15 protein-coding genes are annotated in these 12404 nt (G+C 64.3%); 10 read left to right on the forward strand and 5 right to left on the reverse strand.

Features of this window, described 5'->3' with window-relative positions; genetic code table 11:
• Positions 1-184 precede the first annotated feature (184 nt).
• The 5 genes from rpoD to CK215_RS23765 all read left to right on the forward strand — a co-directional run bounded on the left by rpoD (position 185) and on the right by CK215_RS23765 (position 4471).
• On the forward strand, positions 185-2215 hold the full coding sequence (gene rpoD / locus CK215_RS23745; RefSeq protein ID WP_095832373.1) for an RNA polymerase sigma factor RpoD: 2031 nt from the start codon (positions 185-187) through the stop codon (positions 2213-2215).
• Between the two features lie 204 nt (positions 2216-2419).
• Complete coding sequence (locus CK215_RS23750; protein ID WP_066994615.1) at positions 2420-2713, forward strand: GYD domain-containing protein; 294 nt, start codon at positions 2420-2422, stop codon at positions 2711-2713.
• 64 nt (positions 2714-2777) lie between these two features.
• Positions 2778-3158: a DCC1-like thiol-disulfide oxidoreductase family protein gene (locus tag CK215_RS23755; protein WP_170950370.1), complete on the forward strand. Its 381-nt coding sequence runs from the start codon at positions 2778-2780 to the stop codon at positions 3156-3158.
• Positions 3159-3306: 148 nt separating this feature from the next.
• Entirely contained in the window at positions 3307-3978 is a 672-nt protein-coding gene (locus CK215_RS23760; protein ID WP_066994618.1) for a PadR family transcriptional regulator, read from the forward strand.
• A gap of 199 nt (positions 3979-4177) precedes the next feature.
• Positions 4178-4471, forward strand: a complete 294-nt coding sequence (locus CK215_RS23765) for an HlyU family transcriptional regulator (protein ID WP_066994621.1) — start codon at positions 4178-4180, stop codon at positions 4469-4471.
• A gap of 30 nt (positions 4472-4501) precedes the next feature.
• On the opposite strand, the gene CK215_RS23770 is transcribed toward CK215_RS23765, so the two are convergent.
• The 3 genes from CK215_RS23770 to CK215_RS23780 form a co-directional block, all read right to left on the reverse strand.
• Positions 4502-5434, reverse strand: a complete 933-nt coding sequence (locus tag CK215_RS23770; RefSeq protein WP_066994624.1) for a 3-keto-5-aminohexanoate cleavage protein — start codon at positions 5432-5434, stop codon at positions 4502-4504.
• Positions 5435-5591: 157 nt separating this feature from the next.
• Positions 5592-5717: a hypothetical protein gene (locus CK215_RS32290; RefSeq protein WP_280953085.1), complete on the reverse strand. Its 126-nt coding sequence runs from the start codon at positions 5715-5717 to the stop codon at positions 5592-5594.
• A 66-nt stretch (positions 5718-5783) separates the two neighbouring features.
• Positions 5784-6428, reverse strand: a complete 645-nt coding sequence (locus CK215_RS23780) for an FMN-dependent NADH-azoreductase (protein WP_066994627.1) — start codon at positions 6426-6428, stop codon at positions 5784-5786.
• A 111-nt stretch (positions 6429-6539) separates the two neighbouring features.
• Between CK215_RS23780 and CK215_RS23785 the strand changes: the two genes are divergently transcribed.
• On the forward strand, positions 6540-7487 hold the full coding sequence (locus CK215_RS23785) for a LysR family transcriptional regulator (RefSeq protein ID WP_066994956.1): 948 nt from the start codon (positions 6540-6542) through the stop codon (positions 7485-7487).
• Here CK215_RS23785 and CK215_RS23790 read toward each other — a convergent pair.
• Entirely contained in the window at positions 7429-8055 is a 627-nt protein-coding gene (locus CK215_RS23790) for a TetR/AcrR family transcriptional regulator (RefSeq protein WP_095832374.1), read from the reverse strand. The genes CK215_RS23785 and CK215_RS23790 overlap by 59 nt on opposite strands.
• Before the next feature lie 66 nt (positions 8056-8121).
• Here CK215_RS23790 and CK215_RS23795 point away from each other — a divergent pair, with 66 nt between their 5' ends.
• Complete coding sequence (locus CK215_RS23795; protein ID WP_095832395.1) at positions 8122-8547, forward strand: VOC family protein; 426 nt, start codon at positions 8122-8124, stop codon at positions 8545-8547.
• Between the two features lie 15 nt (positions 8548-8562).
• Here the strand turns inward: CK215_RS23795 and CK215_RS23800 are convergent, their stop codons facing one another.
• Positions 8563-9510, reverse strand: coding sequence for a trypsin-like peptidase domain-containing protein (locus CK215_RS23800; RefSeq protein WP_095832375.1), 948 nt, complete (start codon positions 9508-9510; stop codon positions 8563-8565).
• Positions 9511-9680: 170 nt separating this feature from the next.
• Here CK215_RS23800 and CK215_RS23805 point away from each other — a divergent pair, with 170 nt between their 5' ends.
• The 3 genes from CK215_RS23805 (at position 9681) to CK215_RS23815 (ending at position 12183) form a co-directional block, all read left to right on the forward strand.
• Positions 9681-10556, forward strand: a complete 876-nt coding sequence (locus CK215_RS23805; RefSeq protein WP_095781349.1) for a S1C family serine protease — start codon at positions 9681-9683, stop codon at positions 10554-10556.
• 8 nt (positions 10557-10564) lie between these two features.
• Positions 10565-11212, forward strand: coding sequence for a helix-turn-helix transcriptional regulator (locus CK215_RS23810; protein WP_095832376.1), 648 nt, complete (start codon positions 10565-10567; stop codon positions 11210-11212).
• Between the two features lie 104 nt (positions 11213-11316).
• On the forward strand, positions 11317-12183 hold the full coding sequence (locus tag CK215_RS23815) for an NAD(P)-dependent oxidoreductase (protein ID WP_095781351.1): 867 nt from the start codon (positions 11317-11319) through the stop codon (positions 12181-12183).
• The last annotated feature ends 221 nt before the right edge of the window (positions 12184-12404 follow it).

A 12404-nucleotide genomic window follows, 5' to 3' on the forward strand; every position in this document is an offset into this window, starting at 1 on the left:
TTAATCTGGACTTAATGCATGTCGCCCAAAAGTGGAACCGGTTTTGGGGCAACGACAGGCAGCAAACAAAAGAGATGATGCGGTCACTGGCCCGGTAAGAAGCGTTCTGGGGCGAGCGCATCCGGTTTGACCGGTCCGGCAGTTTACGCGGCTTCGATATTCGGCCGCTTGGAGACGACAAAGAATGGCGACAAAGGAAAAGGAAGAGGTCGAGACCGAACGTGAAGGCGCCACAGATGGCCCGCTGCTCGACCTTTCCGATGATGCTGTCAAGAAGATGATCAAGGCCGCCAAGAAGCGCGGCTATGTGACCATGGACGAACTGAACTCGGTGCTGCCCTCGGAGGAAGTGACATCCGAGCAGATCGAGGACACGATGGCCATGCTGTCCGACATGGGCATCAACGTCGTAGAGGACGACGAGCAGGGCGAGGAGGCGGAAGGCGGCGACGCGGGCGCCGACTCCGAGGAAGACGCCAACGAGCTTGCCGAGCAGACCGGCACCGCCGTTGCCACCACGACCACCAAGAAAGAGCCGACCGACCGCACCGACGATCCGGTGCGCATGTATCTGCGCGAGATGGGCTCGGTCGAGCTCCTGTCGCGCGAGGGCGAAATCGCGATCGCCAAGCGCATCGAGGCCGGCCGCGAGACGATGATCGCGGGCCTATGCGAGAGCCCGCTCACCTTCCAGGCGATCATCATCTGGCGCGACGAGCTCAACGAATCGAAGATCCTGCTGCGCGAGATCATCGACCTCGAGGCGACCTATGCCGGCCCCGAGGCCAAGCAGGCGCCGGTCGTCGAACGCGTCGAGGAAGCGCCCAAGGCCGAGGAGAAGCCGCGCGGCCGCGCGGCGGCGCGCGAGGAAGAAGACGACATCACCAATGTCGGCGGCGACACGCGCGGGCTGGAAGAAGAGGAAGACGACGAGGACGAGGCGAGCCTGTCGCTTGCCGCGATGGAAGCGGAACTGCGCCCGCAGGTGATGGAGACGCTCGACGTCATCGCCGACACTTACAAGAAGCTTCGCAAACTGCAGGACCAACAGGTCGAGAACCGGCTGGCGGCTGCCGGCACGCTTTCGCCCAGCCAGGATCGCCGGCTGAAGGAGCTGAAGGAGCAGCTCATCAAGGCGGTGAAGTCGCTGTCGCTCAACACCGCGCGCATCGAAGCGCTGGTCGAGCAGCTCTACGACATCAACAAACGCCTGGTGCAGAACGAGGGCAAGCTGCTTCGGCTCGCCGAAAGCTACGGAGTGCGCCGCGAGGAGTTCCTCAAGGAGTATCAGGGCTCGGAGCTCGATCCGAACTGGACCCGCTCGATCGCGAATCTCACGTCGCGCGGCTGGAAGGAATTCACCAAGAACGAGAAGGACGCGATCAAGGAGCTGCGCGCCGAGATCCAGAACCTCGCCACCGAGACGGCGATCTCGATTCTGGAATTCCGCAGGATCGTCAACCAGGTGCAGAAGGGCGAGCGCGAGGCCGCGATCGCCAAGAAGGAAATGGTGGAAGCGAACCTTCGGCTCGTCATCTCCATCGCCAAGAAGTATACCAATCGCGGCCTGCAGTTCCTGGACCTGATCCAGGAAGGCAATATCGGCCTGATGAAGGCGGTCGACAAATTCGAGTACCGCCGCGGCTACAAGTTCTCGACCTACGCGACATGGTGGATCCGGCAGGCGATCACCCGCTCGATCGCCGATCAGGCGCGCACCATCCGCATTCCGGTGCACATGATCGAGACGATCAACAAGATCGTCCGTACCTCGCGCCAGATGCTGCATGAGATCGGCCGCGAGCCGACGCCGGAAGAGCTGGCAGAGAAGCTCGCAATGCCGCTCGAGAAAGTGCGCAAGGTGCTGAAGATCGCCAAGGAGCCGATCTCGCTCGAAACGCCGGTCGGCGACGAGGAGGATTCGCATCTCGGCGACTTCATCGAGGACAAGATGGCGATCCTGCCGATCGACGCGGCGATCCAAGCCAATCTGCGCGAGACGACCACGCGCGTGCTGGCTTCGCTCACCCCGCGCGAGGAGCGTGTTCTGCGGATGCGCTTCGGCATCGGAATGAACACCGACCACACGCTGGAAGAGGTCGGCCAGCAGTTCTCGGTCACCCGCGAGCGTATCCGTCAGATCGAGGCCAAGGCGCTGCGCAAGCTCAAGCATCCGAGCCGCTCGCGGAAGCTGAGAAGCTTCCTGGACAGCTGAGCGGAAACGCAACATACGAAAAAGGGCGCCTCGGCGTCCTTTTTCATTTCCTGTCATTTGTTATGCCGCCTTGCCGGGCTTGCTCAACAGGAGGATAATTTCAGGGTCGGATGCATTTTGTGGGCGACAAGCCGGATGCCCGCCCCGGACGCCGGTCGCAACTGTCAGGCGTCGCGCTCCGTGGCTCCCGGTGGGAGGTGTGCCATGACAACCTACATCGTGCTTATCAACTGGACCGAATTGGGCGCCAAGAACGTGCGGGAGTCGCCGAAGCGGCTCGATGCCGCCAAGAAGCTGCTCGGTGAAATGGGCGGATCTTTCAAGGCATTCTATCTGACGATGGGCGAATGCGACATGGTCGCCATTGTCGAAGCGCCGGACGATGCCGTGCTTGCCCGCTTCGCGCTGATGTTGTCGTCGGGCGGCAATGTCAGGACGCGGACGATGAAGGCGTTTCCGGAATTCGCCTACCGCGAGATCATCAGTTCGCTGGGGTAGAGCGCCGGAAACAGCCCGGCTCGATGCTGTTGCGGTGCCGCGCTCGGTCGCCGATAGTCGCGCGATGCCTGAACCGTTGCTGACTGTCTGGTACAACACACGCTGCCCGGTTTGTGATGCCGGCATCAACCGCCAGAAACGGCGGCTGATTGAAGCGGTCAAGTCCGGCCGCGTCGAATTCCGCGACATCAATTTCGAACCGCAAGCGCTTTCAGCCTTCGGCGCTTCGCTCGAGGATGTCCGCCGGCGGCTGCATGCGACCGATGCCGAGGGCAAGCTGCTGGTCGGTGCCGATGTGGCGATCGCCGTCTGGCGGCTCACGCCTGGCGAGGGATGGCTGGCCACCCTGTTCGGCAATCCGGCCGTGCTGCGGCTGACGCGCTTTGTCTATGATCGCTTGGCCGATCTTCTCTACGCCTGGAACCGCCGCAAAGGCCGCTGGTAGCCGGTTTTCGCAGGGCGTGGCGTCGCATTTCGACCGCCTGGCGAGTTCGCTTGGCGTGAACCAAGATACATCGTAAGATATATCTTGACTTGACTCGAGCCGCCGCCTACTTAAGATATATCGTAAGATAGAACTCAAGGAGCGATCCATGCACAAGCATAGTCCCTTCGGGTACAACCATTTCGGTCAGCGCATGTTCATGCACATGGCCGGTCGTTTCGGCGGTCGCGGCGGCGGCTTTGGTCCCTTCGGGCAGGGCATGCGCGGCGGCGGCCGCGGCGGTCCGGGCGACATGTTCCGCGCCGGCCGCATGCTAGCCGATGGCGATCTCAAGCTGATCACGCTGTCGCTTCTGGCGGAGGCGCCGCGGCACGGCTACGACATCATCAAGGCGCTGGAGGAACGCACCAGCGGCATCTACAGCCCTAGCCCGGGCGTGGTCTATCCGACGCTGACCTTTCTCGAAGAGGCCGGCTATGCCGTCTCGTCAAGCGAAGGCAACAAGAAGGTGTTCTCGATTACCGAGGCGGGCAGGGCGCATCTCGAGCAAAATCGCGAGATGATCGATCACGTGCTCGACCATCTCGAGCGGTTCGGCCGCAAGATGGCCAAGGCGCGCGACTGGTTCGGCTGGAACGACGAGGGCGAGGACGGCGGCCGGCGTGGCCGTCACGAAAAGCGCGACCGGTTCCGCGCACTGCGCCACCGCCTACGCGCCGCACTCAGCGATATTGTCGATGCGCCGGAGGACAAGCAGGCCGAGGCGATCAGCATTCTGGAAGACGCCGCCGCAGCGCTCGAGGCCCTCTCACGTCGATGAGCCGCCCCGGCACTGAAGGAGCTATTGCTGGCTCGACCAATGACCGTCAAAGCGGGATGACTTCCAAAAGTCATCCCGTTTATCTTTGTGAGCATGCTCTTCCCGAAACCGCTGCACAGTTTTCGGGATCATGCTGTAGTGAAAATCGTCCTGCGGCACGCTATGTGATGCAGGACGATTTGCCGTTGGAGGATGCGCTATGTCTTTTCTGAAACGTCTTTTCGGCGGCGGCGGTGGTGAGGCGACGGACACCGGAGCCGCGAAGCCGGCAAAGCAGGTCGAGCACAAGGGATTCCTGATCAGCGCCACGCCCTACAAGGCGGACGGCCAGTACCAGACCTGCGGCATCGTCTCCAAGGAAGTGGACGGCGTGATGAAGGAGCACCGCTTCATCCGCGCCGACCGTTTCGCCGGGCTGGACGATGCGGTCGACATCTCGATCAAGAAGGGCATCCAGCTCGTCGACGAGCAGGGCGAGCGGATGTTCGGATAGGCGTTGCCGCGGGGTCCGTTTTTGTCGGGATCAGAACGCGACTTTGTCGCCGCCCTTCAGCTGCAGGATGTGCCGCGCCTCGTCGGGCGTGGCGATCGAGGCGCCGAAGCCCTCGATGATCTGGCGGACCTTCGTTACTTGTTCGGCGCTCGAGCGGGCAAGCTTGCCCTTGCCGATCCATAACGAGTCCTCCAGGCCAACCCGCACATTGCCGCCCAGCGCGATCGCCTGCGTGGCGATCGGCAGTTGGTGGCGGCCGGCGCCCAGCACCGACCAGTGATATTCGTTGCCGAACAGCCGATCGGCCGTGCGCTTCATATGGGCGACGTCCTCCGGATGCGTGCCGATTCCGCCGAGGATGCCGAACACGCTCTGGACGAAGAACGGTGCCTTCACCAGCCCGCGCTCGACGAAATGCGCCAGGGTATAGAGATGGCCGATGTCGTAGCACTCGATCTCGAAGCGCGTGCCGTTGTCGGCGCAGGTGCGCAATATGTGCTCGATATCGCCGAAAGTGTTGCGGAAGATCCGGTCGCGCGACGATTCGAGATAGGGCCGCTCCCACTCATGCTCGAACGTCTTGAAGCGCTCCAGCATCGGAAACAGCGCGAAGTTCATCGAGCCCATGTTGAGCGAGGCGACCTCGGGCGCGAAGACTTTCGCGGGCCTGACGCGTTCCTCCACGCTCATCGTCGCCGCACCACCGGTGGTGATGTTGACGACGCAGTTGGAGCGCTGCTTGATGACCTGCAGGAAAGGGGCGAACGCCTCGGTCGACTGGTCGGGGCGTCCGTCGACCGGATTGCGGGCATGAAGGTGGACGATCGCGGCACCCGCCTCGGCCGCCTCGATAGCGGCGGTCGCGATCTCCTCGGCCGTCACCGGCAAGTGCGGCGACATTGACGGCGTGTGGATCGAGCCTGTGACCGCGCAGGTGATGATGATCTTGTTCTGGCTTGCCACTTTTTGATGCCCTGATCTGATCTCTTCGCTATTCGGCCGCGCCCTGTTCGACCGCGTCCTGTTCGACCGCTTGGGTGATGCCGGCAATGAACCGCTTCGACGGCACGACATAGAACAGGGTACTCGGCAGCGCCGCCAGTGTCAGCCCGGTGAACAGCTAGCCGGCGGTGAATCCGACGAACACCGTCAGGCCCTGGGGCAGTTTCCTCAAATTGTCGAAGGTGATCAGCACCAGCGGGAAGAAACAGTCGTTCCAGATCGGGACGGCTTGACGAACATGCAAGAAAGGCAGGCGCCAATCGGCGCCCGCCTTGTCATTCTCAGGGTATCTTCATTCTCAGGGCAATGATTACGCGGCCACGGCGATCCCGTCCGCGTTAGCAGCCGCGGCAGCGATCGCATCCACCTTGGCGGTCGCCTTGGCAAGCGCGGCGGTAACCGCGTCGGCGCCCATGCCGACGCCTTCGACGCGGATCACTTCGACGTCCGTCATGCCCAGGAAGGCAAGCACGCCGCGCAGGTAGGGGATGGCGTGATCCATCTGCACCGCGGCACCCTCGGAATAGATGCCGCCCGAAGCAAGCACGATATAGACCTTCTTGCCGGCGACCAAGCCCTTCGGGCCATTCTCACCATAAGCAAAAGTCCTGCCCGAGCGTGCGACGTGGTCGATCCACGACTTCAACGTCGAGGAAATGTTGAAGTTGATGAAACCGGTGGCGAGGATAATCGTGTCAGCCGCGAACAGCTCGTCGAGCACCGCATCGGATACGCCGACCACCTCGGCCTGACGCGGGCTGCGTGCCTCGGCCGGGGTGTAGATGCCGGTGGCATAGTCAGGATCGATATGCGGCAGCGGATCGGCGACCAAGTCGCGCACGACAAGTGTGTTGGACGGATCGGCGGCGACCAGCTTCTGAGCAAGATCGGTGGCGACGCGGGTCGAGTGCGAGGCGGCGCCGCGCGGGCTGGAGGTAACAAGCAGTATGGACATGGCGGTGTCCCCTTTTGGGTTGGATTGACTTTCCCGTCCAATATGGGGTTGCCGCTCTATCCGGAAAACTGGTATTATTTGCATAGTATCCATCGGGAATGTGGATTGATCATGCAGCCAAATCCGACGCTCGACCAATTGCAGATCCTGGTGGCGGTGGCCGACACCGGCAGCTTCTCGGCCGCGGGGCGCAAGCTAAACAGGGCGCAGTCGGTGGTGAGCTACGGCATCGCGAACCTGGAAGCGCAACTGGGCCTGAAACTGTTCGAGCGCGAAGGCCTGCGCGAGCCCCAACTGACCGATGTCGGAAAGGCCATGCTGGAGGACGCGCGGCGCATGATCGGCGTGCTGCAGCGCATCCGCTCGCGCGCCGACGGCTATAGGCAAGGGCTGGAGGCGGAAGTGAGCCTGTCGGTCGACGTGGCGCTGCCTTCGCCGGCGCTCGTGCGGGTGCTCAAGGCTTTCGAGGCCCAGTTCCCGGCGGTGATGCTGCGCCTCTATATCGGTTCGCTCGGCCTGATCGTCGATCAGGTCGTCAACGGCCAGTCGGACCTCGGCTTTGGCGGCCTGCAAGGCGATGCGGACGTCAATCTGCTGCGCATCGGCTTCATCTCGCTGGTGCCGGCTGCCGCACCCGACCACCCGCTGGCGAAACTGCCGAAGCCAATTGCGATCGAAGATCTGCGCGACCACATCCAGCTTGTCGTCTCCGACCAGTCGGAGCGGACGCGGGGCCGCGACTATGGCGTGTTTGCCTATCGCACCTGGCGGCTGACCGATGTGCGCACCAAGCACGCCCTGATGCGTGAGGGTCTCGGCTGGGGCGGGCTGCCGCGCTGGCTGATTGCCGACGACATCGCCAGCGGGCGGCTGGTCGAGCTCGATCTCGAGCCTTATCGCGAGGTGCGTGCGCCGATGTACGCGATGCACCGCAACGACCGCAGCCCCAAGCCGGCGGCTTCGTGGCTCATCGACGAGTTCAAGCGGCAGCTCGGCTGCTTCAACGAGCTGGAGCCGGGCGTTTGGACGGAGGAGGAGCCGGAGACAAGCCGTCCATGAGCGCGATCAGCACGGCGCGATAATCCTCGGCCGATGCGCCGGCCTCGATGGCCAAAGCCGCACGATCGAAGGCGGCGGCCAGCAGGGCGGTCAGCGCCTCGGCCGGCAGCTTGACCATCGAGCGCGCGCGCATGGCTCCGACCAGGCCTTCGCGCAGCGAGCGGTTGCCGTGGCGGTTGTCGATCTCGTCCATCGCCGCGCGGCCAAGCACGGCCGGTCCATCGAGCAGCAAAAGCCGAGTGCGGCCGGGCGCGCGCATCGCCGCGAGATAGGCGTCGGAGCCGGCGATCAAGGCATCGCGGGCCGAGAGCGAGGCGGGGGAGGCGCGGTCGATCTCCGCTGCGACGGTCGCTGCCTCCTGATCGACGACCGCGGCGAACAACGCCTGCTTGTCGGCAAAATGATGATAGAGCGCCCCACGCGTCACGCCGGCGGCGGCCACGATCTCCGGCGTGCCCGTCTCCGCATAGGATTTTTCCGTAAACAGTTTGCGCGCCGCGCGGATCAGATCGGCGCGCGTCGCCTCGGTGCGGTCGCGGTTGGAGCGGCGTCCAGACTCTTGTTGCATACATACAGCCTGTATGTTATTTGCATTTACATACAGACTGTATGTCGGATGGCAGGAGAAAGAAAGATGAAGACGACCAGCTATTATCCGGTGCTGATGACCAGCGACGTCGCCGCCACGGCCGCCTTTTATGTCGAGCATTTCCGCTTCAAGGCGCTGTTCGACAGCGACTGGTACGTCCATCTGCAGTCGTCCGAGGATCGCCGCGTCAATCTCGGCATCGTCGACGGGGACCATGAGACAATCCCTGAGGAGGGCCGGGGACGCACGTCCGGCCTGCTGATCAATTTCGAGGTCCGCGATCCCGACGCCGTCTATGAGCGCATCGTCGCCGCAGGCCTGCCGATCCTGCGCAGCTTGCGCGACGAGCCCTTCGGCCAGCGCCATTTCATCACCAAGGATCCCAACGGCGTACTGATCGACGTGATCAAGCCTATTGCGCCGAGCGAAGAATTCCTGGCGCAATACGCCAATGGCGCGGCCGGGAGCTAGGCCGAACAGCGGGTCTCAGTTCGTCCGCGCCACCGGCGTCACGGCGACCTGGCTGACGCCGGTGGGGCGCACGACGGTGCAGAGCGTCTCGCGACCGATACGTTCGGCGTCGAGCATACGCACGAGATCATCGACGCCGGTGACCGGTCGGCCGTCGATAGCGGCGATGATGTCGCCTTCCTTCAGGCCAGCCCTCGCGGCGGGGCCGTTCTTCTCGACACTGCGCAGGCGCACGGCCGTGTTGGTCGTGACCTGCGAGAGAAGTGCGGCACGGCGCGGCAGGTTGGTCGTATCGGCAGAGACGCCGATGAAGGCGCGGCGCACGCGGCCGAAGCGGATGATCTCGGAAATGACGAAATTGGCGGTGTTGGAGGCGACCGCGAAGGCAATGCCTTGCGCGCCGTGGATCATGGCGGTGTTGACGCCGATGACTTCGCCGGCCGACGACACCAGCGGTCCGCCGGAATTGCCGGGGTTGAGCGCGGCATCGGTCTGAATGACGTCGTCGATCAGCCTGCCGGTCGAGGCGCGCATCGAGCGGCCGAGCGCCGAGACGACGCCGGCGGTGACGGTCCATTCGAAGCCGAGCGGATTGCCGATGGCGATCGCGATCTGGCCGCGCCTGAGGCGCTTGGAATCGCCGAGCGGGGCGACGTCGGCAAAGCTGCCGTCGGCGCGCACCAGCGCGATGTCGGTGTCGGGGTCGCGGCCAAGCACGCGCCCCTCGCGCGAAGCGCCATCCGGCATCGTGACCCGAACGTCGCGGGCGTCGCCGACGACGTGGAAATTGGTGACGACCAGCCCGTCCTGAGCGATCACGAAGCCCGAGCCATGGCCGCCGGCACCAATGCGCTCGATGCGGCAGACGGCCGGTCCGATTCGATCGACGGCGTCGGCGACCGTCGCCGAGTAGGCGTCGAGCAAGGCGTCATCGGATTGGAGTTTTTCGGCGGCGAAGGCCATGGGTGGGCTCCCGTGTGATCTGGCGCAAACGATGCCTATATGTGCGGAGCGGCAGCAATTGCCGCGACCTGACCACATGGCCAGTCAGGCACTCGACTAGCCGTCAGGCGAGTATCCGCGGCAGCGCCATGGAGCGATATCTGGGTCACAGAACCCAGGAGATCATCGATATGAGCAACTTCAACCTCAGTGCCTTTTCCGATGCCGTTGCCGATGTCGCGGCGGCCGCCGCGCCGGCGCTGGCAAGCTTCGCTACGCATCACCACCGCACCGCCAGCGCCTTCCACTGGCGCGACGGCTTCTTTGTTACCGCGGAGGAAGCGGTCGAAGCCGGAGAGGAGATCGAGCTGACGCTGGCCTCGGGCGAAACTGTGAAAGCCGAGCTTGCCGGCCGCGACCCTTCGACGGGCGTTGCCCTGCTGAAGCCGGCTTCCGCCGCCGCCGGTCTGCCGCAACTGGCTGAGGCCGCTGCCGTGCGCCCCGGCAATGTGGCGATCGCCGTCGGCAGTAGCGAAGGGGCAGCACTTGCGGTCTTTGGCACGGTCGGCGAGGTCGGGTCCGCCTGGCGCTCGATGCGCGGCGGCGCGATCGACCGCCGCATCAATCTGGCCATCAACACCGGCGGCCGCTTCGAGGGCGGTCCGGTGCTCGATGCCAAGGGCGGCCTGATCGGCATGCTCTTGTTCGGGCCGCGCCGGCGGGCGCTGGTCATGCCTTACGAGACGATCGAGCGGGCGGTCGCGACGCTGCGCCAGAAGGGACATGTCGCGCGCGGCTATCTCGGTGCCGGGCTGCACCCGATCCGCAACAGCGACACCCACGGCGCCATGGTGATGAGCCTCGACGACAGCGGCCCGGCGAAAGCCGCCGGCCTGCATGTCGGCGACATCATCGTCACCTGGAATGGCGAGGCCGTGCATGGGCCGCGCGAGCTTATCCGCAAGCTCGGGCCGGACAGCGCCGGCACCACCGTGACGCTCGGTATCTTGAGTGGCGGCGCTGAGCGCGATGTTTCGATCACCATCGGCGAAAAGCCGTTGAGCTGAGAGGGCCGATGGCAAGCAGCGCGATACAAACGATTGCTCGACTGGAGCCGGCAAGCAACCGGCTGACGGTGCTGATCGCGCTCGGCGACGCGGCGCGAGCCGAGCAACTGGTCGATGCGCTTGCGGCGAGCGAGGACCTGCTGCCGATCCTCGCCGGGAGCGGCATGGGTCAAACGGCGGATGTCGCCTTGGTCGATGAGGCTGCTTCGGAAAGCCGGGCCGTGAGCCCGGCAACGCCATGTGTGCTGCTGTCGCGCCGCGCCGGCCATGAAAGGGCGGGCGGCAATGTGTTTGCGACGCTGCCGGCGTCCGCCGACGGCCTGCTGATTGCCGCCGCCTTGCGCTTGGCGGCGACCGGCTATCGCATCGGCCGGGCAGGACCGTCAGATCTTGGTGCACATGGCGAGTTCCACGCGGGGGTGTCCGAGGACGAGACGCCCGACGACAACCAGCCCCGCGCGGCGTTGTCGCCGCGCGAGGCTGAAGTGCTCGCACTGCTGGCGGAAGGCGCGCCCAATAAGGTGATCGCCCGTCGGCTCAACATCTCCGTCCACACGGCGAAATTCCACGTCGCCGCGATCCTGATCAAGCTCGGCGCCGCCAACCGCACCGATGCGATCGCCATCGCGATGCGGCAAGGGCTGGTGCTGGTCTAGACCCTTTCAGCACGACGCTGCGTAACCTCGGTCCGGTGCCTTTGGCCTTGCGCCACGGCTGCCCGCCGCGCAAGTTGCCTCCCTGTTGCAGAGGGAGCCGAGACATGTCGCTCAAGGGAAAGACGCTGTTCATCTCGGGCGGATCGCGCGGGATTGGGTTGGCGATCGCGCTGCGCGCGGCGCGCGACGGCGCCAATATAACGATTGCGGCCAAAACCGCCGAGCCGCATCCGAAGCTGCCGGGCACGATCTACAGCGCGGCCGAAGAGATCGAGCAGGCCGGCGGCAAGGCGCTGCCGGTGCTTTGCGACATCCGCGACGAGGCTCAGGTCGGCGAGGCGGTGGCAAAGACCGTCGAGCGGTTCGGCGGCATCGACATCTGCGTCAACAATGCCAGCGCCATCCAGCTTACCGGCACGCTGGAGACCGACATGAGGCGCTACGATCTGATGCACCAGATCAACACGCGCGGCACGTTCCTGGTGTCCAAAATGTGCATTCCACACCTGAAGTTGGCAAAGAATCCTCACATCCTGAATCTGGCGCCGCCGCTCGACATGAAGGCCAAGTGGTTCAAGAACCACGTCGCCTACACGATGGCCAAGTTCGGCATGTCCATGTGCACGCTCGGCATGAGCGCCGAGTTCGCCAAAGACGGCATCGCCGTCAATTCGCTATGGCCGATCTCGACCATCGACACGGCCGCCGTGCGCAATCTCCTGGGTGGCGCCACGGTGGCTGCGATGAGCCGCTCGCCCGACATCATGGCCGATGCCGCGCGCGCGATCTTTCTGCGGCCGGCGCGCGAGGCGACCGGCAATTTCTACATCGACGAAGAGGTGCTGCGGGCAGAGGGCGTCACGGACTTTTCGGCCTATGCGCCAGGCGCGGCGGATCAGCTTGCCGGCGATTTCTTCGTGCCTGACGAGGTGTTCGCCAACTCGCCGACGAAGGTCAGAAGGATCTACTGACAGCCCGCGGCCGCCTCATTCCGCGGCGCCCTTCCTGCCTTTCGACGGATTCGACGCGAGTTCGAGACGCTTCCTGAGCTGTTCCGGGGCGGTTTCGCCCTGATCTACGCAATTCCGAAAACCGCTGCGCATTCTCCTAGAATTGCTCTGTGGGGTTCCGCCGTATTTCCGGCAGGTGGACTTATTTTCAAGATAAAGCCCCGCCGGAGAGGGGCGCCGGC

The sequence above is a fragment of the Mesorhizobium sp. WSM3864 genome (assembly GCF_002294955.1).
Classification (GTDB): Bacteria; Pseudomonadota; Alphaproteobacteria; order Rhizobiales; family Rhizobiaceae; genus Mesorhizobium.

Excerpts from the sequence above, each read along its gene's own strand:
- rpoD (WP_095832373.1), top strand. The coding sequence starts at position 185 with ATGGCGACAAAGGAAAAGGAAGAGGTCGAGACCGAACGTGAAGGCGCC.
- CK215_RS23750 (WP_066994615.1), top strand. The coding sequence starts at position 2,420 with ATGACAACCTACATCGTGCTTATCAACTGGACCGAATTGGGCGCCAAG.
- CK215_RS23795 (WP_095832395.1), top strand. The coding sequence starts at position 8,122 with ATGAAGACGACCAGCTATTATCCGGTGCTGATGACCAGCGACGTCGCC.
- CK215_RS23810 (WP_095832376.1), top strand. The coding sequence starts at position 10,565 with ATGGCAAGCAGCGCGATACAAACGATTGCTCGACTGGAGCCGGCAAGC.
- CK215_RS23760 (WP_066994618.1), top strand. The coding sequence starts at position 3,307 with ATGCACAAGCATAGTCCCTTCGGGTACAACCATTTCGGTCAGCGCATG.
- CK215_RS23805 (WP_095781349.1), top strand. The coding sequence starts at position 9,681 with ATGAGCAACTTCAACCTCAGTGCCTTTTCCGATGCCGTTGCCGATGTC.
- CK215_RS23790 (WP_095832374.1), bottom strand. The coding sequence starts at position 8,055 with ATGCAACAAGAGTCTGGACGCCGCTCCAACCGCGACCGCACCGAGGCG.
- CK215_RS23755 (WP_170950370.1), top strand. The coding sequence starts at position 2,778 with ATGCCTGAACCGTTGCTGACTGTCTGGTACAACACACGCTGCCCGGTT.
- CK215_RS23780 (WP_066994627.1), bottom strand. The coding sequence starts at position 6,428 with ATGTCCATACTGCTTGTTACCTCCAGCCCGCGCGGCGCCGCCTCGCAC.
- CK215_RS23765 (WP_066994621.1), top strand. The coding sequence starts at position 4,178 with ATGTCTTTTCTGAAACGTCTTTTCGGCGGCGGCGGTGGTGAGGCGACG.
- CK215_RS23800 (WP_095832375.1), bottom strand. The coding sequence starts at position 9,510 with ATGGCCTTCGCCGCCGAAAAACTCCAATCCGATGACGCCTTGCTCGAC.
- CK215_RS23815 (WP_095781351.1), top strand. The coding sequence starts at position 11,317 with ATGTCGCTCAAGGGAAAGACGCTGTTCATCTCGGGCGGATCGCGCGGG.
- CK215_RS23785 (WP_066994956.1), top strand. The coding sequence starts at position 6,540 with ATGCAGCCAAATCCGACGCTCGACCAATTGCAGATCCTGGTGGCGGTG.